Below are 22,776 nucleotides of genomic sequence, written 5' to 3' on the forward strand. Positions count from 1 at the left end.
AGCCAGTAATAGGGCTTGGTCGGTGGAGTCCGAAAAATTTGTTAGGCCGGACTTAAGTAGAACGGAGACCCAGTGCGAAGGCCTTGTTGGATGGAAATGCATATTTCATAAGTGACTAATTATCAAACAATTAAAAATTAACGTCAATGGTAGCGCAGCGAAGAACCTTTTACAATAGATCCTGGAATTACATTCAGCATGACTTATTATAATAACGATCCGTCAATTGCGAGAAAGCCTTTTTCAGCCAACAGCTAGCCCCGACTTTTCGGGGAAGCAATCTTTGTAGCAAGAATCATCAGCATGAAAGATTGCTTCGTCGTTCCTCCTCGCAATGACGACTTTTTTAATTGGGTCTGTCAATGATAGCACTACGAAGAATCTTTTACAATAGATCCTGGAATTACATTCAGGATGACAGACTATCATAACTATTTGATCGTTAAAGCCTTTTACACAAATCAACCGCACTTTTATACGCGTCTTCATGAAAACCATATTTGAAATAACTTCCGCAATAGTATATCGGCCCGGTTTCATTCAGCTTGTGCAAATGTTCCTGCGCCTGCATGGCCGGAACATCAAACAAGGGGTGATAGTAATCAATTTCTTTAATAACCTGATCTGGATTTAAGGTTTGAGTGGGATTGATGGAAACAAAGTAATTCCGCTTTTTAGAAACGCCCTGTAAACTGTTCATCCAATAAATAGTACTCGGCAACAATTTATCTCCATGCTTTTCTACCCGATAATTCCAGCTGCTCCATGCCAGTCTGGCTTCGGGCATCTGCTTTTCATCGGTATGCACAACAGCTTTGTTTAACTGGTATTTAAATTTGGAAAGCAGTTCGGATTCGAGTGCTGTTTTGTCTTTTACGATCTCAAAAGTCTGGTCGGCATGGCTGGCCATGATTACTTTGTCGAATTCGAATTTGTCACCCTTTTGGTTTTCCACTTCAACTTTACCATTGCCCAGCCGTTTAACTGAAACAATTTTACTATTGATCTTAATTCTGTCACGAAAAGGAGCAATTAGTTTTTCACGGTAAGCCTGACTGCCATTTTGCAATGTATACCACTGATGTTGGGTGTTTAAACCTAAAAATCCATGATTTTTAAAAAAACGGATCAAGGTAACTGCCGGAAAGTCCAGAATCTTTTCCATCGGTGCACTCCAAACGGCAGCACTCATGGGGATGAGATATTGCCAAAGCATCTCGTCGCTGTAGCCGAATGCTTTGAAGAATTGGCCGATTGAATAGTCCTGGTATTCAGGCTTATCCAAAATCTCTATACTTTGTTTGTTGAAACGGTTAATCTGCATCAACATTTTTAGATAAGAAATATTAAACAGGTTTTTCCGCTGGGCAAAGAGGTGGTTCAGGCTCGAACCACTGTATTCCAACTTTTTAGGCAAAAACTGCACACTGAAAGACATGTCGGTTTTCATTACCGGTGCATCAATCTCCGCAAACATTGCTGTCAGATTTGGATAAGTTTGATAGTTAAAAACCATAAAGCCACTATCCAGATAAATGGGTTTACCATCCTCCTCGAGCGTTATCGTATTGGTATGTCCACCGATATAATCTGCTTCTTCAAAAAGCGTAATATCATATTGATGCTGCAGTTTATGGGCGCAACCCATTCCTGCTATTCCTGAGCCAATAATGGCGAGTGTTTTCATTGTGATAGATTTGAGATATTAGATGTGGGATATGAGAATCGAGAGGGATAAACCTGATGTCTTTTCAAAATATTAGCATACCTTCCATTGGTTACCTCTACATTAAGTTCATGCTTGATTTATTTCAACAGCAAAAAACATCCTGAATCAATTTCAGGGTGAGGTAATGGTTAAACCTTTTCAAACAAATAATGGCATACCATCCATTCGTTTCCTTTATTGTAATTAAAAAGTTCTGCACACGACATGTAAAATAGCCTCCAATACACCCACCATTTCACTGCCTGATCTTTTCCATAAGTAGTTTCCAAAATGGGCATGATTTCTTTTTTGTGCTTATCCATATTGCTTAGCCAGGCTTCAGATGTTTTGCCGTAGTTTGTCCCATTTACCACCCAATGTTTATCAATTTTAAGGTCGTCGTTAAAGTAGAAGAACAAGTGGTTAGATGGCATAATCCCTCCGGTAAAAAAGTATTTGCTCATCCAGTCGGTTTCGTCAATCACTTCAAATTTGTACGCCAGGGTTTTATGCGTAAATATATGTACGAATAACTTCCCATCAGGTTTCATAAACGAAGCCACTTTGTTGAGCAAAAATTTATAGTTGCGCATGTGTTCAAACATCTCTACTGACACTACCCGATCAAATGTATCGGCGATGGTAAAGGTATTCATATCAGCAGTTAAAACCGTGAGATTCTGGATTCCGCGTTGCTTTGCGGTTTCATCAATAAAGATTTTTTGGGTAGCCGAGTTAGAGACTACTGTAAAAGTGCTTTCCGGATATTTGGCGGCCATATACAGCGAGAGCGACCCCCAGCCACAGCCCAGCTCCAGCACATTTTGTCCGTTCTGTAAATCGGCTCTTTTACAGGTTAAAGCCAGCATATCGTCTTCAGAAGTATCAATATCCTTCACGCCAGGTTTCCAATAGCCGCTGCTGTATTTTAAATTTTTGCCTAAGCAATACTGAAAAAATTCGGTAGGCAATTCATAGTGCTGTTCGTTGGCATCAGCTGTATGTACGGCAATGGGCGATTGTTTCAATTCCTCCACCAGGTCCATAAATTTTTCCTGCTGCAGTTCTTCACTTCCCAGCGTTTCGTCATCCAGGCGCTGTTTGCATAGTTTTCTGATCCCGATCCTCAAAGCCGTATCTGGGAGTTTGTCGTTTTCTAAAAGTTTATCGTACCACATTTTGAGGTTGGAAGGTTAAAGGTTGTAAGGTTGAAGGTTTACGTATAATAGAAATATATGATGTAAATTTTAGGTTAATGTACGATGTGAAACGGTTGATGGATTTAGAGGTTGCGTTTCCATCAACGCTGTCACATTTTACTTCTTCCATCCTTTTTCCACCAGGGAAAAAAGGCGCTCGTTGTTTCCTGGTATCTTTTATAAGCCACGGGTTTGCTTCTTAGGTTTTGCTCTTCATTGTTCGGAACACCGGTAACCCTGGTCAATAAATATAACATCAACACTGGGCTAATAATGGCTAAAACTCCCCAGGGCGAAGCCAATGCAAAAATGAAATAGCCCATCCAGGTTAACCACTCGAAAAAATAGTTCGGGTGACGGGTGTAATACCACAATCCGGTATCGCAAACTTTGCCTTTATTGAGGGGATCTTTTTTAAAGGCGGCGAGCTGTCTGTCGGCAATCATTTCTCCAAAAAAGGCGATTACCCAAACCAGTGCGCCTGCATATTCTAAAAATGAAATGCCCTGCGATTGATTGGCTGTGATAATAAAAAACGGAATAGCCAGAATCACATTTGAAATGGCCTGAAACTGAAAAAAAATAAAGAAATTGCGGTCGGCTTTATCACCCCACTCTTTACGCAACTGCACATACCTGCCCTCCTCTTCATCCAAATGACCAATAACACGTTGCCAAAGGTGAATCCCCAGGCGTAACTCGGCCAGTAGAAACATTCCGCAAATTAAAATCTTTCGGGGAAGATAACCATCAGATAAAAAAAATGTGATCATGGTAATTACCGGGAAATTTAGTGCCCAGAAAACATCAACCACCCCGGCGTTTTTAATTTTCTTTGCCCAAAACCAAACCATGGCCATAATAAAGCAGCATGCAATAAGCGAAATAAGTGCGATGAAAAGTAGATGTTTGTAATCCATAAAAGGTTTAAGGTTTAGGGCATAAGGTTTGAGGAAATGCATTCTACTTTAGGTTTTCACCCTCAGCCTTACACCTTTTGCCTTTTACCTTTTTACCAGCAATTCTTCAACACCTTCGCCATCTTTTAGTTTGAATAAATGCACTAAAACATAGGCCAGGGTTGCAATACTACCTAAACATACGAACAAAATGGCAATAGAGATTTTAAGAATAATGCTTTTTTCTTTATAAAACATCCAGAGTGTGATAATGAAGATGTTAGCATAAAAATCCCATAGGGTAGCACGCATCCAGGGTATACTGCCCAGAAAATTCCATTGTTCAAACAGGTTGCTTTCTAACGAAGTGCTGATTACTTTATAGCACATAAAAACCAACAGTGCAGCGAAAACAATTTTGAGGAGGTTGATCATAGGATAGTTTAAGTTTTTAAAACAGATGAAATATATACGGTAATATAGGTAAAAAAGATTTATGCCGCCCCCCGACTTTCTAAATTGCCCTTCTACTCCACTCAAGGAGACAAAGCGAGGGATAACTCCGTGCTTTCTGTGTTTCCGTGGTAAAAAACAAAGATTTCCTTCTTTTTAAAAAGCAAATTTCTGTTTTTATCGGTTGCTTCAGTCCTGCCATGTGCTTCAATATTTTTGCGGTAATGCAATGCTTTGTGCCAGGTAGCTGTTTCATAGCTTGCAGATGCTTCGTTCATCAGCATGACAGGGTATTTTGGGCTACTGCCAGCAAAAAGGATTTCCGCTGCTGTCAGGTTTAGTTAACACTGAACTGTGGAGGAAGAGAGTATTAGCGATCGGTGAACACACATCATACAAGAACAGACTTTCTATATTGCCCTTCTACTTTGCTCAGGGTGAGAAATCGAGGGATAACTCCGTGCTTTCTGTGTTTCCGTGGAAAAAAACAAAGATTCCCTTCTTTTTGAAAAGCAAATTTCTGTTTTTATCGGCTGCTTCAGTCCTGCCATGTGCTTCAATCTTTTTGCGGTAATGCAATGCTTTGTACCAGGTAGCTGTTTCATAGCTTGCAGATGCTTCGTTCCTCAGCATGACAGGGTATTTTAGGTTACTGCCAGCAAAAAGGATTTCCGCTGCTGTCAGGTTTAGTTAACCGAGAACAGTGAAAGTAGGGAAAGTTTAGTGGTCTGTGGGGACACAGACCATGGAGGCTTTTAAACCTTTCTGATTTTAATAATTTTCATCCAGTGCAATACTTTCATCACCGGATAGGTTGGATCAAATTCCCACCATTTGGTTGCAAAATTCGGGCTATTTGGTTTTTTGTGGTGGTTGTTCTGAAAAAGCTCGCCCATCAACAAAAAATCCCAGGGTAAAGAGTTTTTGCTATGGTCATCATTATCATGATTAGCATAACCATATTTATGTCCACACCAGTTTACTATAGCCCCGTGCAACGGGCCCATTAGAAAGTGGATTGGTAACAATAAATACATCCACCAGTAGTTGGCAAAAGCAATATAAAAGCCAATGTAAAATAGCCCACATGCAATTCTCCAGGCCCATGAATTTCCGATCTTATCAACCAGTGGCCACTCTGGATAATTACCTTGAAAAGCTGGTTCTGGCTGAATTTTAAATTTCAGATAATTCATGTACATATTCTTCGTCGCAATCATCATCCCGAAAACATCCTTAAAAAAATGCGGTGAATGCGGATCTTTTTCGGTATCACTATAGGCATGGTGCATCCTGTGCAGGATGGCATAAGCCCTCGGGTTTAAAAATGATGAACCTTGCGAAATCAGTAATATCAGATAGAAAAACCTTTCCCAAAAAACCTCCATTTTGAACATCTTGTGTGATGAGTAACGGTGAAGGAAAAAGGTTTGACTAAACAGGGATAAAAACCAATGGCAAAGAAAAAAAATGAAAATGATCATGTATAATGTGTATACTTTATAAACGTAGCTTTAAGATTTTTAGTTTTCGTTATGCATAAAAACTATATTGGCCCAAACGTTTAGAGAAACAGCATCCCGTTCCAGGTATAGAACAAGATACTGTTTTTATTATTTTATTATCTACCGAAATCGTCTTGTACGCGTACGATATCGCTTTCGTCTGATGGGTTTGAAGCATCGGTATGTTGCCAGATCTCAGCAACTACTCCCCAATCTTCTAAACCGATTAAACGGTGGCGTTCGCCTTGCTGTAATTTGATCTGATCTTTAGGTGCATATTTTTTAACTTCACCTTCTTCGTCAGTCTGACTCGTTTTAATACCAACTGTACCGGTAACCACCTGCCAGATTTCCGCTCTGCGGTGGTGATATTGCCACGACAGACGTGTATTTGGTGCAACGATTAAAATTTTCGGACTTAGTTTACCTCCAATTTTAAGGTCTTCAACATTTAATCCATCAAAATAAGTATCGGCAAATTGTTGCGCCTGTGCTTCATCTATTACAAAGAAACCACCCCACGGACGGGTTTCATCGCGGTTTACTACATTAAAACCTTCAATTTTTAACCGTTGCGCTACGCTTTCGAATATCTCTTTTTTGTCGTTTGTCATTGATAAAATATTAGTTTTTCTAAAGATTATTCAGGCTCACAGGCATTTATAAATTTCCTGTGTTGTTCTAAATTGCTGCAAAAGTAAGTCTTATAATTTAAAAAAGTCCTTTCGGGCATTTTTATTTTTTTTAACTCATCTTCTCATTCGCCAAATATTATTATGGTTGATCGCTCAACAAGCTCAGGATGGACAAGATATATAATCGAACGCTGTTAAATGATAGATTTTTTTGGGCTATGAGCGCAGACCGTATATAAAATAGAAAGCCTCATATTTCTATGAGGCCAATTATTTTGTTTTATTTGCATCCACAGAATAAAACTAAACCAAACAAACTAATGAGCTTATAAGACAAATGAGTTTGGGAATTGTTTTTACAAATCATAAATATTTTAATATTTATTATTATTCAACTGATAAGAATGAATAAATGCTATTCAGACAATGTGAGTGATAAAAGAATTTAAAGGAAAAATCCGTTATAAGCGTCGTCATTACGAGAAGGCCTTTTCAGCCGACGAAGCAACGACGATATACCTATTATCATAATATCTTATAAGGCCTTTCTGTAATTAGTCAAGCTCAGCAAAAGCTGAGCTTGACTTGACAAAATCTATAAAAAACTGGCTTCAAACAGCCTCTCGATTCTATTATTATTTAAGATCAAAACGATCTAAATTCATTACTTTATTCCAGGTAGCTACAAAGTCTTTCACAAATTTATCTTGTGCATCAGCACTTGCGTATACCTCTGCAATAGCCCTCAATTCAGCATTTGAACCAAATACCAGATCGGCACGGGTTGCGGTCCATTTTGGCTGACCGGTTACACGGCTGCTTCCGATATACAGTTCTTTATCTTCTGCGATGGCTTTCCATGCGGTTTCCATATCTAATAAGTTAACAAAGAAATCGTTGGTCAGCTGACCTGGTTTTGTAGTTAGCACACCGTTTTTGGAACCATCGAAATTTGTATCCAAGGCACGCAAACCACCTACCAATACCGTTAATTCAGGAGCGGTTAAAGTAAGCAACTGGGCTTTATCAATCAGGAATTCTTCTGTAGGAACCTGCGACTTAGATTTACGGTAGTTACGGAAACCATCGACTGCCGGCTCTAAATACCCGAATGATTCGATGTCGGTTTGGGCTTGTGAAGCATCCATACGGCCAGGTGTAAATGGTACCGTAACTGGATGTCCGGCATCAGCGGCCGCTTTTTCTACTGCAGCGGCACCTGCCAACACAATTAAATCAGCCAAGGAAACTTTTTTGCCATCAAACTGCGCGGCATTGAATTCATTTTGAATTCCTTCTAATACACCCAATACTTTTTGCAATTGCGACGGATTGTTAACGGCCCAGTCTTTTTGCGGTGCCAAACGGATCCTTGCACCATTGGCGCCACCGCGTTTATCAGAACCACGGAAGGTAGAGGCTGATGCCCATGCTGTAGAAACCAGTTCTGAAACACTTAGTCCGGAAGCCAGTACTTTTGCCTTTAATGCAGCTATATCGTTTTCATTGATTAATGCGTGGTCAACAGCAGGTATCGGATCTTGCCAAAGCAATTCTTCCTGTGGTACATCGGGACCGAGGTAGCGTGCCACTGGCCCCATATCACGATGGGTTAATTTAAACCATGCTCTTGCGAATGCATCCGCAAACTGATCTGGATTTTCTAAAAAACGTCTTGATATTTTTTCATAAGCCGGGTCGAATCTTAAAGCAAGATCGGTGGTGAGCATGGTTGGCAGGTGTTTTTTTGAGGCATCATACGCATCAGGAATAATCGCATCGGCATTTATGGCTTTCCACTGGTGAGCACCGGCCGGACTTTTGGTTAATTCCCATTCAAAACCAAAAAGGTTTTCGAAAAAATTGTTGCTCCATTGCGTAGGTGTTTTGGTCCAGGTTACTTCCAATCCGCTCGTAATCGTATCGGCACCTTTTCCAGAACCGTAACTGTTGTTCCATCCAAACCCCTGACTTTCAATATCAGCAGCTTCAGGCTCTTTGCCTACATGATCTGCGGAAGCAGCGCCATGGGTTTTACCAAAAGTATGTCCACCGGCAATTAAGGCCACTGTTTCTTCATCATCCATCGCCATGCGACCGAAGGTATCTCGGATATCTTTAGCGGCAAGAATGGGGTCTGGATTTCCATCCGGTCCCTCAGGGTTTACATATATCAAACCCATCTGCACGGCCGCAAGTGGTTTTTCTAAATTACGGGAGTGTACATCGCCATCGGCATCATCATCAGTAACCACCACACCATGTACTTTATCGGCACCATCAGAGCCGTGTCCATAACGAAGATCGCCACCTAACCAGGTAGTTTCTGAACCCCAATATACCGATTCGTCAGCTTCCCATACATCCTCACGGCCACCGGCAAAACCAAAGGTTTTAAAGCCCATCGATTCTAAGGCCATGTTACCAGTTAAGATCATTAAATCTGCCCAGGAAATTTTGCGCCCATATTTTTGTTTAATCGGCCAAAGTAGTCTGCGTGCCTTATCAAGGCTCACATTATCCGGCCAGCTATTTAGGGGTGCAAAACGTTGCAAACCGGCACCAGCGCCACCACGGCCATCGCCTACCCTATAGGTTCCGGCACTATGCCAGGCCATACGGATAAACAAACCACCATAGTGACCGAAATCTGCCGGCCACCAATCCTGCGAATCGGTCATCAGCGCATGGAGGTCTGCTTTTACTGCCGCCAGATCCAAACTATTAAAAGCTTCAGCATAATTAAATCCTTCGTCCATTGGGTTAGATAAGCTGGAATGCTGACGTAAAATACTCAGCTTTAATTGCTTTGGCCACCAATCGCCATTTCTGGTGCCACCGCCTGCTACATTACTCTTCATGCTGCCGTTATGGAACGGGCATTTGCTGATATCGTTCGATTCTTTTTCCATTATGTATAATATCTTGTTATTAAAAATTTAATCCGTTATAAAATATTAACCGATAACTAAAATTAGAGAATAGAAACAACTAATCACAATCATTTAATTCTATAATGAAATAGTTAGAATCTATTACGGCGAGAGATCAGCAGTTTAGATCATATCGAAGGGCTGAGATCATAAAATTTAACCTGATGTTAATCATTCCTTAAACAAAGGATAACACATTAATTGGTTAAATCCGGAAAGTATATTTAACTGGTTTGATCAGAATATCCCCAGAAATTTTTTTCTCTTTTTACCTTTCTGTTTTCTGGCTTTTTCTGCTTTTAATTGCTGTACCCCCCGCACTTTTGCATTTCGGATGCTGTCTTCTCTCGCTGTTTGCAGGGCTTGCCGGTATTGTTGATTTGCGATTTCAAATGGTGACCGGTATGGGGTTGCCGGCGGGGTGATGATAGTATTGTTTTCTGTTTTAGTTAAGCTGTAAACTAGAAAGGCAACAATGATGGTACATGCGGCAGTATAGCCTAAAAAAGCCTTCCTTGGTGCATGAATGTAATTTTCCTGATGGTACTGGCCGGTTGAACTATTGTATTTTATTCCGGCCTTCAAAGCCAGGGGTTTTAAGGTGGCCAGTTCTTTTTCAAGCTTTTCGTTTTTTTGCTGTATCTCACCATACAAGTCGGCATAACGAAGGATTTCATTGGGCATGGCGTTTTCTTTACGCGCAAGGCCTTTTGTCGCAGACAATAGCCCGGCAGTAACAGCTTTCTGCAGCTCCATTCCATTGGCATAGCGGTCAGCCGGATTTTTTTGCAGGCATCGCCCGATCAGCCCGATCAACCACTGCGGTACCTGCATTTCGGAATTCAGGATATCGTCCGGAAAGTTATTTTCCAGATTTCTTTTGCGCAATAACATGGCATCGGGAATTTCCTTTTCAAGATGTGATACCATAACCGTATTGCGGGCGGTATCGCCTCCCCCTTCGAGTGGAAAAGGAACCTGCCCGGCCAGGAGTTCATACAGGATGATACCGTAACTGTAGATATCCGTCTGTAACAGCATTTTTCCTTCATGCTGTTCGGGCGCCATAAACTCTACTGCCCCGGCATGGCGAATGCTTGTTCTGCGCTGCTCCTCGCTCATAATCGCCAGACCAAAATCCAATAACACGTAATTGCCGGTCTGTGTATTGTATTTCACATTATTGCTTTTAACATCGCCATGTTTCACCCCAAACTGATGGCAGTGTGCAAGTGCCGAAGCCAGTTGTTCAGCTACTTTTAACAGTTCTTTAACCGTAAAAACTTTTTGATGCGGAGGCAATAGCAGTTCGCTAAGTTCGGGGCCTTCGATGTATTCCATTTCTATATAAGGAAAAGCTCCGCTATCGGTAATCCCTGAACTGAGTATTTTAACCACGTTCGGGCTGGGATGTGTATTTACCTGCTGCAGCTTATTCACTTCACTGATAAAATTCCGGTAGTTTTTATCATTTTCATCTTCCACATAAATTGGTGTAGGAATGAGTTTGATGGCCGAATAAACCGGTCCCATGCGCATCCCTTTGTAAACAGATCCCTGCCCACCGGTTTTTAATGCGCCGAGGTTTTGCAGCCCTTCTGCAATTGTAAAAATTTTACTCATGGTGCTGCGGGTTAAAACTAAACTCCAACACAACCGATTCGCCTAAAATAATCTGATCTCCCTCGGCTAATTCCTGCCCGATCTGGGTAGCGTGAAGCTTTACGGTCTTTTCGGTCAGTGCTGAACGCAGTTTTACCTTATTGCGGGGAGGTATTCCACCTTCATCTGCGAAGATTAGGAATTTACCCAGGTTGGTATCCCATTCAATATGGGCGTGTTGTCTGCTGATGTACTTATTTCGTTCATCATCACTTTCTGATGGAAATGCAATATGGTTGGTGCGAAAATAACCTTCGTCAGACTGTGCCTTTTCATCTCTGCCAATATTGTATTTTCCACCGGCGGAAGTTATTTCATAACTTGGCTGTAAAGTTTTGCCGCTAAGCGCTTTCAGGTAGGCTTTAGCCTGTTGTTTAACAAAATGGGTTTTGGTTTTAACCAACAAGGCAACCGGCAACTGCTGCATTTCTACCGCATCGTCTGGAAAAGCTTCATCGAAAGCCACTGTGAGTGACCAGCCTGAGGGCAGATCCAGGGAATAATCATCACTAATCCGTTGTATTTCATTTTGTAATTGATCGAGATCCTCTGTAAATACCGCAGCTTCATACACATGGCGCTCTGCAGGGCCGCAGTGGATGAAAATCCCCAAACCTTTGATATTTGCGCCTTCCCCGCCTTCCGCCTTTTGTAACTCCTGTTTTACAAACTGTAATATGGCGTGCCTGATTCCCTTCACATCATCGGGATGTTCCCCACTTGCGCTTTTGAAGAGGTCGAATATCATTTTCATTTGTCTATTTGTTAGTGTTTTGCGAATGTTAAAAAATATTGGGTTCCACATCTGCACTGTTCCCAATTGGGTGGAACTCCACAATCCATGGATTTATGGTTTGCGTTAAAATGCCTCAGCGCTTCAATTAAGTTCTGTCACAGGTGCCTTGTTGTTATCATTGACCGAAGGCAAAATACTTTTGATATAACCACCCTCTTTTAAAAACGGGATTACATGCCTGCCGGCCAACCGCACAGCGTCTGATGATCCTTTGGTAGCCTCAATGCGTATACAAACTACAATATGGCCGTTTCCAGTTGCGGTCGGTGCAAAAAATACATACCAGCCATCATTAATCTGTTTTTTCTTCCAAATCCGCTCTGGCGTACCGGTTTTACCGGCTACGGCGAGTCCAAGCGTTTGCGCTTTTGCACTGCTCTGTTTGATCATGTACTCCTGCATCAGCCTGGCGTATTCCGGATTGTTTACCAATTTCGTACCAGTTTTTATCACCTGTGGCTGACCGCTTACTTTGAGTACGAACCTGTTTGCAATCATGTTTCCGTCATTTGCAATACCCGCAGCCATTCTTGCCACCGCCGCCGGGGTTGCAATAAGTGCGCCCTGCCCCCAGGCCATTCCGGAAATTCCTTTTGCCCTGGTTTTTCGGATATTTTTGGGATCATACTTCGGTTTGGTGTTAAATTCAGTCTTTCGCCAAAGTTGTTTCCATTTTTCTTCCTGTGCTGCGTTTTCGCCGGGCTTATTGTAATAATAGCCCCCGGCCCCATGCAGAAACATGCCTGTTTTTAAGTACAACTCACCCATGTTTTCCTGCAACTGCTCCTGGTTTGCCAGTTTGATGAAATAGACATTATTGGATTTAACTACTGCCCGTTCCAGATTAATCCATCCGGTTTCGTCAGGCTCGATACCTTTTGTACGGATACGTTCCCAGTAGGCCACCTGGTATTTTTTTTCGGCAGCGGCCATGCCCAGTTTATTGAAGGATGCCATGGCGGTAATCAGCTTTGCGGTAGAGCCTGGCTGAGTAAAATTGGTAAAACCAAGATCAGCGGTCGTTGTCCACCCCGAAAGCTGGTTCTGTTCTGCATTGGTCATGGTTAACCGTTCCCAATCATGTATGGGTGGCAGTGGATATACGGCTGAAGTGAGGACATCACCAGAACTTGCTTCCATGATCACCACAGAAACCCGATTATCCGATAGCGAAGTGTCGAGGGCAATTGACTTTTGAATCCTGGTCTGCAGGCCGGCATCCATGGTTAACTGTACATCGCGGTTTTTATTTTTAAAATCTTCCACCTCTTTGCTGCTGATTCCGGCCAGAAGTAGTGGAGAAAGGGCGGCATAATCTTTCTTCACCACCGTCATTTCCTTAACTCCCCGTGCGAGGAAACGGTTTTCGCTGTATCTTTTTGCCAGTACGGTAAAGCTTTTTACGGGTAATTTAAAGCCTCGAAGTTCGGCCGCATGTTCATAATCTGCAAAATAGCCGTTTACACTTCCGTTAAATATACCTGAATTTGCATCACCTGTCCAAAAGAACAATTGTTCTTCGAAAGGATAATACCGGTCTAAACGCTGATGTACCGCAGAGTCGAGATTATAATTTGGGATACCTGCACCGATGAGTTTAAAGTGTTGCGCCCTCACACTGTCGACATTACTGGTTGCCATTAAAACCCCCTTACGGTCGTGTATGGTTCCGGCTTTTAAACGGCTCATCAATATAGCAATACGGGGATTGTAACTAAACATTCTCGCGCCGCTGCGGTCTGCTACCAAGGCCGGCTGTACCACCCATTTCCGGTTGTTCAGCACATAGCCTGCTACATTTGCGCCCAATAACAGGATGCCCAAACAGGCCGCAATTAAGGCTGGCACCAGGTTTTTGTCTTGCGTTTTAGCGATGTATTGCATCTGTACTTCGCTGCCCCTGACAGCAGATACTGATAATAAAAATCCGGCAGCTAAAAAATTAAGTACAAGTGACGATCCCCCATAGCTTTGAAAAGGAAGGGATACCCCTGATAGCGGTAACGCTCCGGTAGAACCACCTGCAATGAGCAGAAACTGTACAAAGGTAGATACGCCGATCCCCGCACTTAAATAAAATAGAAATGGAGAACCCGTGCGCCTCCCGATAATAATAGATCGATGCAGGTACAACAGGAACAGCAGGAAGATGCACAATATTCCCGTTAATCCAAATTCTTCACCTATTGAAGGTAAAATCATATCAGTATGCGCTTCAGGAATGGTTTTGGCAAAGCCCTGCCCTACACCCTGTCCGGCTGCGCCACCGGTAGACATGGCCCACAAACCATTCGCTACCTGGTCGCCGCCATAAACCTCATTGTTCCAGGCATCCTGCCAGATTGCTTTACGATCTCCCAGGCGCTGAACCGGCCCGGGGAAAACGCGATCCAAATATGGAATCTGATCAATGGTTAAAAAAGCCGACATAATCACCAGCACCATGATGGCGGACTCACTGAGCTGCCTGCGCCCGAAAAACATCAGCACACCAACCAAAAGAAGGGTTACCCCTGTCGATATCCATATATTTTCAAAAACCCATGAAGCCAGTACATATAACAGGACAGCACCTGCCATGAACATAAAATCGCCCCGGGAGAATGAAAATAGTATAATAAAAGTGAAACAAACTACCATCGCCGGCCCTAAGTCTCCCAATATCAGAAATAACAGGAGGGTTAACAGTATGGCCAATAAGGCAAAGGAGAAGAAAGACCATCTTTTTTTCCAGCTCATATATTCACTGATCAGTTTCTCGTTTACGGCAAAAAATCCTGCAAGAAAAAAGATGATCAGATACTTTACCACTTCACTGGGCTGAAATCCAAACAGGTTTACCTTTACACCACTTCCTTCCGGCCCGGTTCCGAATAAGATCGTGAGTGCCAGCAATCCAATGGCGGCCAGGGCCCATGGCCAGCCATTTGCGGCTGACCGGATGTGCTTAAATATAAGCAGGCGATAAACCCAGGTATCGGTATTGAAACGACGTAGTTTGATGCACAGCATCAATGAGATTCCCCCAAAACCCATGAGCAGGTATAAGAGCGAATCTTTAGCTAAAAAACGGTCGCGCAGCGGATCCTGCAAACTCAGCAACATCAGGAATGAGATGCCCGTAAGCATCATCACCACCGGTAATATGACCTGATCGGCAGTGCTGAATTTCCATGAGAGGATGAGGTGAACGATTAAAAATCCGCCAATCAGGCTTCCACAAATGATCATAAACCACTTGTTGAATTCTTCAGGTGTTCTGATGATCAGCGATTTTTCTTTTTTGAGGATATTGAAGTCCCTGGTAGAAAAAAGCTTTATCGTATGTGGACGCTGTTCAAATGTGAAGGTGGTATTTTCATCAAGGTCTTGTACGCCCTTTGAGGCACCAAACTGAAAGCCTGGTTTTAATGGTAATATCTTGAAAGCATGATTATTTGGCAAGTTGGCAAAGGTAAATTTCCCTTCGCTACCAGTACGGGCATAGGCGGTGAGCTGTTGTAATTTCCGTTTACCGGCACTATCCAAAGTATAAACCTTTGTAATGCCATTTGCTTTTTCCGTTATATTTTTGATGGATGCTGTCGGCTCGTCATTGTAAATACTGTCTTGCGGCAAAATCATTTCCAAACGGACCAGCACGCCTTGCACTGCTGTTTTATTTTCTACGATTTTCCCACTTATACCATACTCCCCCATTCCGAGATTTACATTGGAAGCGTAAGGGCGGGGTTTACTTTGCTCCTGGTCGAATTTAAGCGAATCATCACCCGTATAACCAAGCAATGCCCGGGACGCCAGCACCCTTGCTTTAAACGATTTGCCCCCTTTTGCATAAGCCTCATCCGCAGATAAAAAGTACCTGCGTTTATTTACTTCGCCAATGTTGTCTAGCTCTCCTGCATTTGGCGCAGATGCAATGGTTTTTTCGATCAGATCAATATCTCGCTGATCTTCAAAATAGTAACCTTTTTTAAGTAGGTTTGCGATATGTCCAGCTGGTTTTTCGGCATTCAGGTTAACCATCGTACCGGCTTTTAAACGCGGCTCAACTTCTGCAAACCTGGGCTGAATGATCGTGTATAACTGATAGAAGAAGAGTGCGAGAACGGTTGCAGTTGCTAATATAAAAATCCGTTCCTTAATCCGGCTTACTTTTTCTGCTCCTTTATTCTGCTCCATTTTTTGAGTGTGCGGTTTTAATGGTGTTACCGTTTAGTGTACTAACCTTCATTAGTGCTGCATTTACCGGTTTCCGGTCGGGGAATTGGATGCTGTTTTGTATGGGAAGCAAACAATTGGTAAAAGTGACATTTTTGAGTGATAGTGCCTGGTCTGAAATAGCGATAGCAGTAGCGAAGCCTTTAAACTGCAGACTGTCTAGCTTCATCAGTTTCGATTGAGGTAGCATCGTTATGGCTGCACCTTTGTATCCGCTATCCGCTTGCAGCACAAGGCCATTTGCAATCACATAAAGGGTGTCTTTCCGCAGGCGTAGCGTATCGCTGATCAGAACCGGACTTTTAAAAACCGAATCGGATAATACCAGTGTGTCTCCCGGGGCATGGTCAAACGCATCTTGTAGCAACTTCTCCTGGCTGTTTCGTGCTTTCTGCTTTGGTAATGAATTAAGGGTAGAGACAGTATCTGTAGCCCGCTGGTTCTGCAGGTACAAAAATACAGTACTGCCAAGCAGGATGAGGCATAAAATAACCAGCGCAGTGAACCAATAATTTCTTTTGGGTGCTGTTTGAGATGGTTCTGAATTTTCAGGCAGCCTCATGGCTTCATTTCTTTCTGCTTTTGTTGCCGGATGCGGCTGTTGTGTATGGTCTGGTCTGGTGGGTTTTACCTGCTGAGGCGTTTTATTGTTCTGCAGCAGCACAACAGTGATATTGTCACGGCCGCCATTTTCATTGGCAAGCGCGATGAGGTTACCTGCTTTTTTAGCCAGTGTATCTCCTTGTAAGAGCAGGGTGGTCATATCCTGCCTGTTGACCATATCCGTTAGTCCATCACTGCATAATAAAAGAAGATCGCCCGGCAGGAAAGGTGATTGACCGGTTTCAATATAACTCTCATCGGTAGCAATCTGGTCGCTGAAACCGATCGCCTTATTGATTTCGTTGCGTTTTGGGTGCTGCATGGCGGCAGTCTCATCCAATCTTCCCGAATCTTCCAGAAAGCCTACAAATGAATGGTCCTTAGAAATTTTGATCAATGATCCATCCCTTAGCAAGTATAACCTGGTATCGCCAACGTGGGCATAATAAAATTGATTGTTTTCAATATCCGCTACTACTATAGTGGCCACACAGGCCATTTTCGAAAGGGTTGTTTCGGTTTGCTTTTTGGCAACGATCACTTCGTTTGCATTCCTGAACGCGCTAATCATCCGGGAGATTGGATCAGCTGGACGACCCGAAAATTGCGCCGAAATTTGTTCTGCTGCAATTGCGGCTGCTACCTCTCCGCCATGATAGCCACCTACGCCGTCTATTACAGCTGCCAAAATCAACTGATCGTTGGTAAGGGACTTAACAATAAAGCTGTCCTCGTTGTTGTCTCTGGATTTGCCGGCGTCTGTGAGGCCAAAAAAGTGTTTATCCATTTTTATTACGGGAGTTTTTAATGTCTTTGAAGTGAACGGTCATCAGCGCAACGACCAGTGATAACAATAAAATTGATAGCAGTTGCGACATAAGCTAGGATTTAAACAGGTTTATACCAATTATACCGTTAAGTAACATCCTGGAGTTAAGCGGCAAAGAAACCCATTGTGGTGAATTAATTTCGCTACGTTGTACCAAAACCTCGTTCAATGTGGTAAGTTCGCCGAAAGAGGCTAAGTAGAAATTACCGTCTGTTTTGTTGTAACGGATGTGTAAGTGTGGTGAATTGACCCATTCAGTGGCGATTTTGAAAATATTGGAATCTTCGCGTCCATCGTCATTTCCGGAAACAATAGTATCTTCAGTTTTAATCAGGAACTCGATTTTTTTGCCCGAAAACTGTTTGTCGGGTATAATGGCTTCCAGCCGGCCGATAACCGTCTGGTCTTTGGGAGGGGAAGTACTGCCCTCAATATATTCCAATCCCGCATCATATGGGATTTCCATATAGCCTTCGCTGTAGTAAGTAAAGCCTTTTAAAATATCATTGTTAATATCGAATGTTTGCGCAATACCGGTTTGTCGGGGAATAAAAGTTACCCGGAGATTTTCCGATTTCTGATTATTGTCTGGCAACAGCTTTCCGATAAACCCCTTATCGCCCCTTGCGTAATCAGGATGTGACACCAGCCGAAATACCCACTTTGAACCGGATGGTTCAACATTCTTTCCGGCTTGCCTGTGCTCTCTTAAAATTTCATAGAATTTTTTTACTGTTTCCTGTACAATTAAGCCTAAAATTCCCTGTTTATTATCTATAAATTCACGGTAATCTTCGGCGTTAAAGGTGATGATGAACTCATGATAAAAAACAATGCGATCTGCAAAAGATAATTCCCTGATGGACTCCCTGAATTTATCTACAATAAAACTGTAAATGGTTTCCGGAGTAAGTTGCGGGGATTTTTGGCCGCTGTTCTTTTTTTCATCGGTTAGAAACCAATCCTGAATACCGATACGCTGCCAGAAATTTGATTTTGTTTCCATATGTTAGGGCCAATTGTTCTTAAAAATTAAAATTCTATAGGACTTGATGAAGTATCGGGTTTAAGGTTTTCCGTACTATCGGCGGCTTTATCTCTGGCTTTTTTGATCTCTGCGTTGATTGCACTATCTACCATCCGCTTTGTTGCTGCAGCTTCAGCCAGTTTGCGCTGCCTCGCCAATCTATTTCGCTCTTGCGCTGTGGTATCAACTACCGACGGGATCGAATCTCTGGTTTGGACAGTTTGCTGTGTTTGTGATTTGCTTCCAAACTGAGAATAACCCAGAAAAGCGATCAATCCAATGATGGAGATGATCATGAGGATAAAAGCAAAATGAGGTAACAGAATACCGTTTTTTTCAGTTACCTGAGCGCTGCTTTCCAGTGCCAATACCTGTTTATGGAGTGCTTCGTTTTCCTTTTTAAGCAAATTAATGGCTTCATAATCTATGGGTAGCGCATTGCCTGATAAGCTTCCGTTGAGTACCGCTTCATGCAAGGCCATTCCATCGCTGTACCTGAGCACAGGATCTTTCTGCAGGCATTTTTCGATCAGTTTGAGGAGCCAATCCGGCACCTGCATTTCACGGGTTTTCTGTTCATCGGTCCAGTTATCGGGTAAGTTTGTCCTGCGCATGGAAATCACGTCAGGTATTTCACTTTCCATATGACTGATCATTACCGAATTACGTGCTGTATCACTATTCCCACTTAGGGGAAAAGGAACCTGGCCACCCAGCAATTCGTATAAGATGATCCCATAACTGTAAATATCAGTTTGTGGAAGCATTTTGCCTTCATTTTGTTCTGGCGCCATAAACTCCACCGCACCTGCATGCCGGATGCTGCTTCTACGCTGCTCCTCACTCATAATGGCAAGTCCAAAATCGAGCAGTACATAGTTCGCTGTGTGCAAATTATATTTAATGTTATTGCTCTTAACATCGCCATGTTTTACACCAAGTTTATGGCAGTGCTCAAGGGCAGCAGCAAGGTGTTGCGCAACTTTTATGACTTCGCTTAGCGTAAATATTTTTTGATGAGGGGGTTGAAGCAGCTCGCAAAGGTCAGGTCCCTCTATGTATTCCATTTCTATAAACGGGAAGGATCCGCTTTCGGTTATGCCGAAACTGAGCATTTTTACAACATTCGGACTGGGATTTTCATTTACCTTGAGCAACTTTGCAACCTCATTTTCAAAATTGCGGTAATTTTTATCATTGCGGTCCTCAGTGTATATTGGGGTAGGTATTAATTTCACTGCGGAGTAAATTGCACCGATGCGTTTCCCTTTATATACCGATCCCTGTCCGCCTGTTCGCAGCGCGCCTAAATTCTCCAGCCCTTCTGTAATTGTAAATACTTTACTCATATTTCTCCTAATAACAATTATAGCATTTTTTTGTTGCCAATAATATTTTTAGTGTGATCAGGTCTTATAAAGCCTTTCCTCTTTTGCCCGGGCAGATAAAATTTCTCCCGCTACCCGCCGCCTTCTGTCCAAAACACGAACAGGTCAAAATAATAATTGGTTTTGCTAAAATAAGTATGTGGTTTTCTATTTTCATTACGAAGCCATTATTGTGCCAGAACCGGGCAGGAAACACAACAAGGTCAATTGGTAAGGGGTAAAAATCGGTGGATTGTAAGTCTGTCTACTTATCTCTTAGATTAACATTGTATTGAAAATTAATATTTGTATTTCGCAGTTTTTAAATTAAAAATCAATAGTCTTCAATTATTCACTGAAATATATAAAACACATTATGCAAAAGAATTTTTTGGGAAAGAAAAAAGATGCAAAAAATCTTGAAAATTTCGCAACTAGTTTAGGTAGTTTTAATTGGCGCAGGAAAATCTATCTCCTTTCTAGGGATGAAGAATCCTTTAATACAATTAAAATTCCTGATACAAATTTGGATATGACTTTTAGCATATATTCCAGCTCCAGTATATGCCAGGCCGCCTTCAGTAAAAACACCTCTTGTAGAGTCAAAAACTTTGATGTTCGAATAACCAGTACTTAGAATATCTTCGTGATATTTTTGGGTGATTTCTTTATGCATAAATTCTATTGTAGCACAGTCCAACATCCTTAGTAAACGATCATTGTGTGGATCCACAGTCGCATTTAAGTTTTCTGGTAATTTTTTTCCAGCTTGTTGATATTGACTTTCCATCAGTTTATAATAGACAGAAATCGTCTTAATGAATTTGGCATCTAAGAAATCACAACATTGTCCAAGCTGTAAAATAGCGCCAACAACCGCAGCTTTTTTTATTTTACCCTGAGCTTCCTTTTGTTTAGCCCATTCTAAAGCTCTGTCGTAATTATTTTCCCAAAAGTATAACCCATGACCAAGCCAATCGTAACTTTCTTTACTAAATGAAATCGTATCTGGATCGTTTACTAATTGATTTGCTTTACTTTCATCACAGCCATGAAAGCCAATAATCATATTAGGCCTTTGATCATACATTAATGATAATGGTTAAACTGGTTCTTCCTCTAGTTCAGAGTAGGCACTCATCAACTTGCCTTTTTTTGTCAAAATACCAGCGTCGTTCAAAGATAAAATAGCTTCTGTCTTTGACATATTTTCAACTTCAGCAAGTTTTTTCTCTGCAAGCTCAATTAGTAGTAATATGTCTTTTTCGCTCATCTTATGGATATTGAAATCAAATATAAAAATATTTATTCGGTTTATAGTTGTTAAGGTAGATAAACCAATTATGTTTTTAACAAAAGAGGCTATCCTGGAACCGAACGCTTATTATCAAAAACCTGAAAATAGGCTAACATAAAAACCTCTATTTTAACAACTTAATAAAGTAAATCAATAAAATAGAGGTTTTTTGGGTGGAGCCGAAGGGAGTCGAACCCTTGTCCAGTTGTGAGATAAATTATACCTTCTACATGCTTATTTTTCAATTGATTTTCGGGAAATAAACGGGCTGAAAACCGACCTTATTTATAACCTTAGATACTTTGTCTCACTTTAAGTCGTATCTCCTTAAAGCCAACTTTGTTGTTTCGATGCCCCAGATTCTAACCCAACAAGGCAGCAGTTAGAGGGACAAAAGCTAAGCTAGTTCTAAACTAGGCAGCTAAGGCGTAAGTATTTTCGCCAACTAAAATTTGATCGTTCACTTTAAGTGCTCTCCGAACAACGCACTGCATGCTAACATAACTTTCGCCACCCCGTCAAATCCAAGAACGGCCCCGGTGAAAGTTTTTCTGGTACAAATACCAGACCACAAATATACGAAAAACTGTATAAAATCACAATTCATATTCTCAACCCGATAAAGCATATTCAGATCAACCTTAATTTGATCGTTACAAAATTGGAAAAACATTGTAATACACCTCCTCTATTAAAAAACAGTGCCAGTTTTTCTGTTTAGGAAGAAAACCTGGGAAAACCCACAACGACCAGCCTCTTTTTGTCTTTAAATTTTGGGCGTTCGTCGATTAGCTTCCCAGGCTGGTATAATGCTGCAATTTACGCTGAAACGTTTGCCTTAGCTACACGTCTTATGATCAGAACAATCAATAAAAACATTATAAAAAATTAAAACTTAAACGATATGAAAACTTTACTTAAAACATTATTCGCATCATCTTTAGCATTGGTATTATCAACTTCAGCTGTAGTATCAGTTCATGCAGCAGAAACCATCAAACCAGTTCATGCTTCAAAAGTATTAAGCTTCAAACGCATCAAGGTAAAAGGAAATGTAGAGCTGACCATTGTACAGGGAAAACGTACGGGCATTAGCTATGCAGATGAAAACAGCGGTGAAGTTAAGGTGATGCAAAGCGGAGATGGTTTAGAGATTACCGCGCTGGATAACAGCACCGCAAAACTGACCATTTATGTAAATGATCTTTACCGAATCCAGGCCATGGATCAGGCTAAAGTTAAAACACAAGGTAAAATCAATGCGAAATACCTGCAGGTTTTTCTAAGCGGAAATGCTTCTCTAGACTTAAATTCCCAAACTGAAGGGTTGTATACCGTGATTGAAGATCAGGCTGACTTAACCTTAAGCGGCTCAACCGGCGACCACATGCTGGTAATGGGCAAAGGACAAAAGCTAACGATGGACAAATTTCTTGCGGCGAATACCAAAACCAGCTTAAATACTGACAATGCGCTAGCATTGCTTAGCAAATAAAAAAAAAGATATATTTTTATTCGGGCGGTCTGTTTATGGACCGCCTTTTTTGTGTTACAGAAATTCAGACACTAGTCATAATTAATGAGTATCTGTTCCTTAGAGGAGTCGTCGAGCCTGTATCAGAAATGATTTTGGATATTTTTG

The 22,776-nt window shown here is 41.7% G+C and carries 19 protein-coding genes and 1 other RNA gene; 2 read left to right on the top strand and 18 right to left on the bottom strand.

Annotated features, from left to right (window positions below; translation table 11 throughout):
* Positions 1-442: 442 nt before the first annotated feature.
* The 15 genes from QZ738_RS00905 to QZ738_RS00975 form a co-directional block, all read right to left on the bottom strand.
* Entirely contained in the window at positions 443-1,687 is a 1,245-nt protein-coding gene (locus QZ738_RS00905) for an FAD-dependent oxidoreductase (RefSeq protein ID WP_293783127.1), read from the bottom strand.
* Between the two features lie 170 nt (positions 1,688-1,857).
* Positions 1,858-2,886, bottom strand: coding sequence for a cyclopropane-fatty-acyl-phospholipid synthase family protein (locus tag QZ738_RS00910; protein ID WP_293783130.1), 1,029 nt, complete (start codon positions 2,884-2,886; stop codon positions 1,858-1,860).
* A 131-nt stretch (positions 2,887-3,017) separates the two neighbouring features.
* On the bottom strand, positions 3,018-3,827 hold the full coding sequence (locus QZ738_RS00915; protein ID WP_293783133.1) for a DUF1295 domain-containing protein: 810 nt from the start codon (positions 3,825-3,827) through the stop codon (positions 3,018-3,020).
* Between the two features lie 84 nt (positions 3,828-3,911).
* Positions 3,912-4,241, bottom strand: a complete 330-nt coding sequence (locus QZ738_RS00920; protein ID WP_293783136.1) for a DUF1475 family protein — start codon at positions 4,239-4,241, stop codon at positions 3,912-3,914.
* A gap of 101 nt (positions 4,242-4,342) precedes the next feature.
* Positions 4,343-4,543: a hypothetical protein gene (locus QZ738_RS00925; protein WP_293783139.1), complete on the bottom strand. Its 201-nt coding sequence runs from the start codon at positions 4,541-4,543 to the stop codon at positions 4,343-4,345.
* 148 nt (positions 4,544-4,691) lie between these two features.
* Entirely contained in the window at positions 4,692-4,892 is a 201-nt protein-coding gene (locus QZ738_RS00930; RefSeq protein ID WP_293783142.1) for a hypothetical protein, read from the bottom strand.
* Positions 4,893-5,014: 122 nt separating this feature from the next.
* Entirely contained in the window at positions 5,015-5,743 is a 729-nt protein-coding gene (locus tag QZ738_RS00935; protein ID WP_293783145.1) for an acyl-CoA desaturase, read from the bottom strand.
* A 137-nt stretch (positions 5,744-5,880) separates the two neighbouring features.
* Positions 5,881-6,378 carry a phosphoheptose isomerase gene (locus QZ738_RS00940; protein WP_025142534.1) on the bottom strand — a complete coding sequence of 166 codons (498 nt, stop codon included), beginning with the start codon at positions 6,376-6,378 and terminating at the stop codon, positions 5,881-5,883.
* A gap of 656 nt (positions 6,379-7,034) precedes the next feature.
* Positions 7,035-9,311 carry a catalase/peroxidase HPI gene (gene katG / locus QZ738_RS00945; RefSeq protein ID WP_293783148.1) on the bottom strand — a complete coding sequence of 759 codons (2,277 nt, stop codon included), beginning with the start codon at positions 9,309-9,311 and terminating at the stop codon, positions 7,035-7,037.
* Positions 9,312-9,569: 258 nt separating this feature from the next.
* Complete coding sequence (locus QZ738_RS00950; protein WP_293783151.1) at positions 9,570-10,955, bottom strand: serine/threonine-protein kinase; 1,386 nt, start codon at positions 10,953-10,955, stop codon at positions 9,570-9,572.
* Complete coding sequence (locus tag QZ738_RS00955) at positions 10,948-11,748, bottom strand: FHA domain-containing protein (protein ID WP_293783154.1); 801 nt, start codon at positions 11,746-11,748, stop codon at positions 10,948-10,950. The genes QZ738_RS00950 and QZ738_RS00955 overlap by 8 nt, the downstream gene beginning before the upstream one ends.
* Before the next feature lie 123 nt (positions 11,749-11,871).
* Entirely contained in the window at positions 11,872-15,972 is a 4,101-nt protein-coding gene (locus QZ738_RS00960) for an FtsW/RodA/SpoVE family cell cycle protein (protein WP_293783157.1), read from the bottom strand.
* Positions 15,959-17,401, bottom strand: a complete 1,443-nt coding sequence (locus QZ738_RS00965; RefSeq protein ID WP_293783160.1) for a protein phosphatase 2C domain-containing protein — start codon at positions 17,399-17,401, stop codon at positions 15,959-15,961. The genes QZ738_RS00960 and QZ738_RS00965 overlap by 14 nt, the downstream gene beginning before the upstream one ends.
* Before the next feature lie 94 nt (positions 17,402-17,495).
* Positions 17,496-18,449 (bottom strand): hypothetical protein, encoded by a 954-nt coding sequence (locus QZ738_RS00970; RefSeq protein WP_293783163.1) that lies wholly within the window; start codon positions 18,447-18,449, stop codon positions 17,496-17,498.
* 26 nt (positions 18,450-18,475) lie between these two features.
* Positions 18,476-19,819, bottom strand: coding sequence for a serine/threonine-protein kinase (locus QZ738_RS00975; RefSeq protein ID WP_293783165.1), 1,344 nt, complete (start codon positions 19,817-19,819; stop codon positions 18,476-18,478).
* 100 nt (positions 19,820-19,919) lie between these two features.
* Here QZ738_RS00975 and QZ738_RS21280 point away from each other — a divergent pair, with 100 nt between their 5' ends.
* Complete coding sequence (locus QZ738_RS21280) at positions 19,920-19,988, top strand: NUMOD3 domain-containing DNA-binding protein (protein WP_367268552.1); 69 nt, start codon at positions 19,920-19,922, stop codon at positions 19,986-19,988.
* Between the two features lie 288 nt (positions 19,989-20,276).
* On the opposite strand, the gene QZ738_RS00980 is transcribed toward QZ738_RS21280, so the two are convergent.
* The 3 genes from QZ738_RS00980 to ssrA all read right to left on the bottom strand — a co-directional run bounded on the left by QZ738_RS00980 (position 20,277) and on the right by ssrA (position 21,672).
* Entirely contained in the window at positions 20,277-20,927 is a 651-nt protein-coding gene (locus QZ738_RS00980) for a hypothetical protein (protein WP_293783168.1), read from the bottom strand.
* A gap of 12 nt (positions 20,928-20,939) precedes the next feature.
* Positions 20,940-21,110, bottom strand: a complete 171-nt coding sequence (locus QZ738_RS00985) for a hypothetical protein (protein ID WP_293783171.1) — start codon at positions 21,108-21,110, stop codon at positions 20,940-20,942.
* A gap of 195 nt (positions 21,111-21,305) precedes the next feature.
* Positions 21,306-21,672, bottom strand: a transfer-messenger RNA (tmRNA) gene (gene ssrA / locus QZ738_RS00990).
* Between the two features lie 366 nt (positions 21,673-22,038).
* Between ssrA and QZ738_RS00995 the strand changes: the two genes are divergently transcribed.
* Complete coding sequence (locus tag QZ738_RS00995; protein ID WP_293783174.1) at positions 22,039-22,629, top strand: DUF2807 domain-containing protein; 591 nt, start codon at positions 22,039-22,041, stop codon at positions 22,627-22,629.
* Positions 22,630-22,776: the final 147 nt, after the last annotated feature.

This window comes from uncultured Pedobacter sp., assembly GCF_913776295.1.
Taxonomy (GTDB): Bacteria; Bacteroidota; Bacteroidia; order Sphingobacteriales; family Sphingobacteriaceae; genus Pedobacter.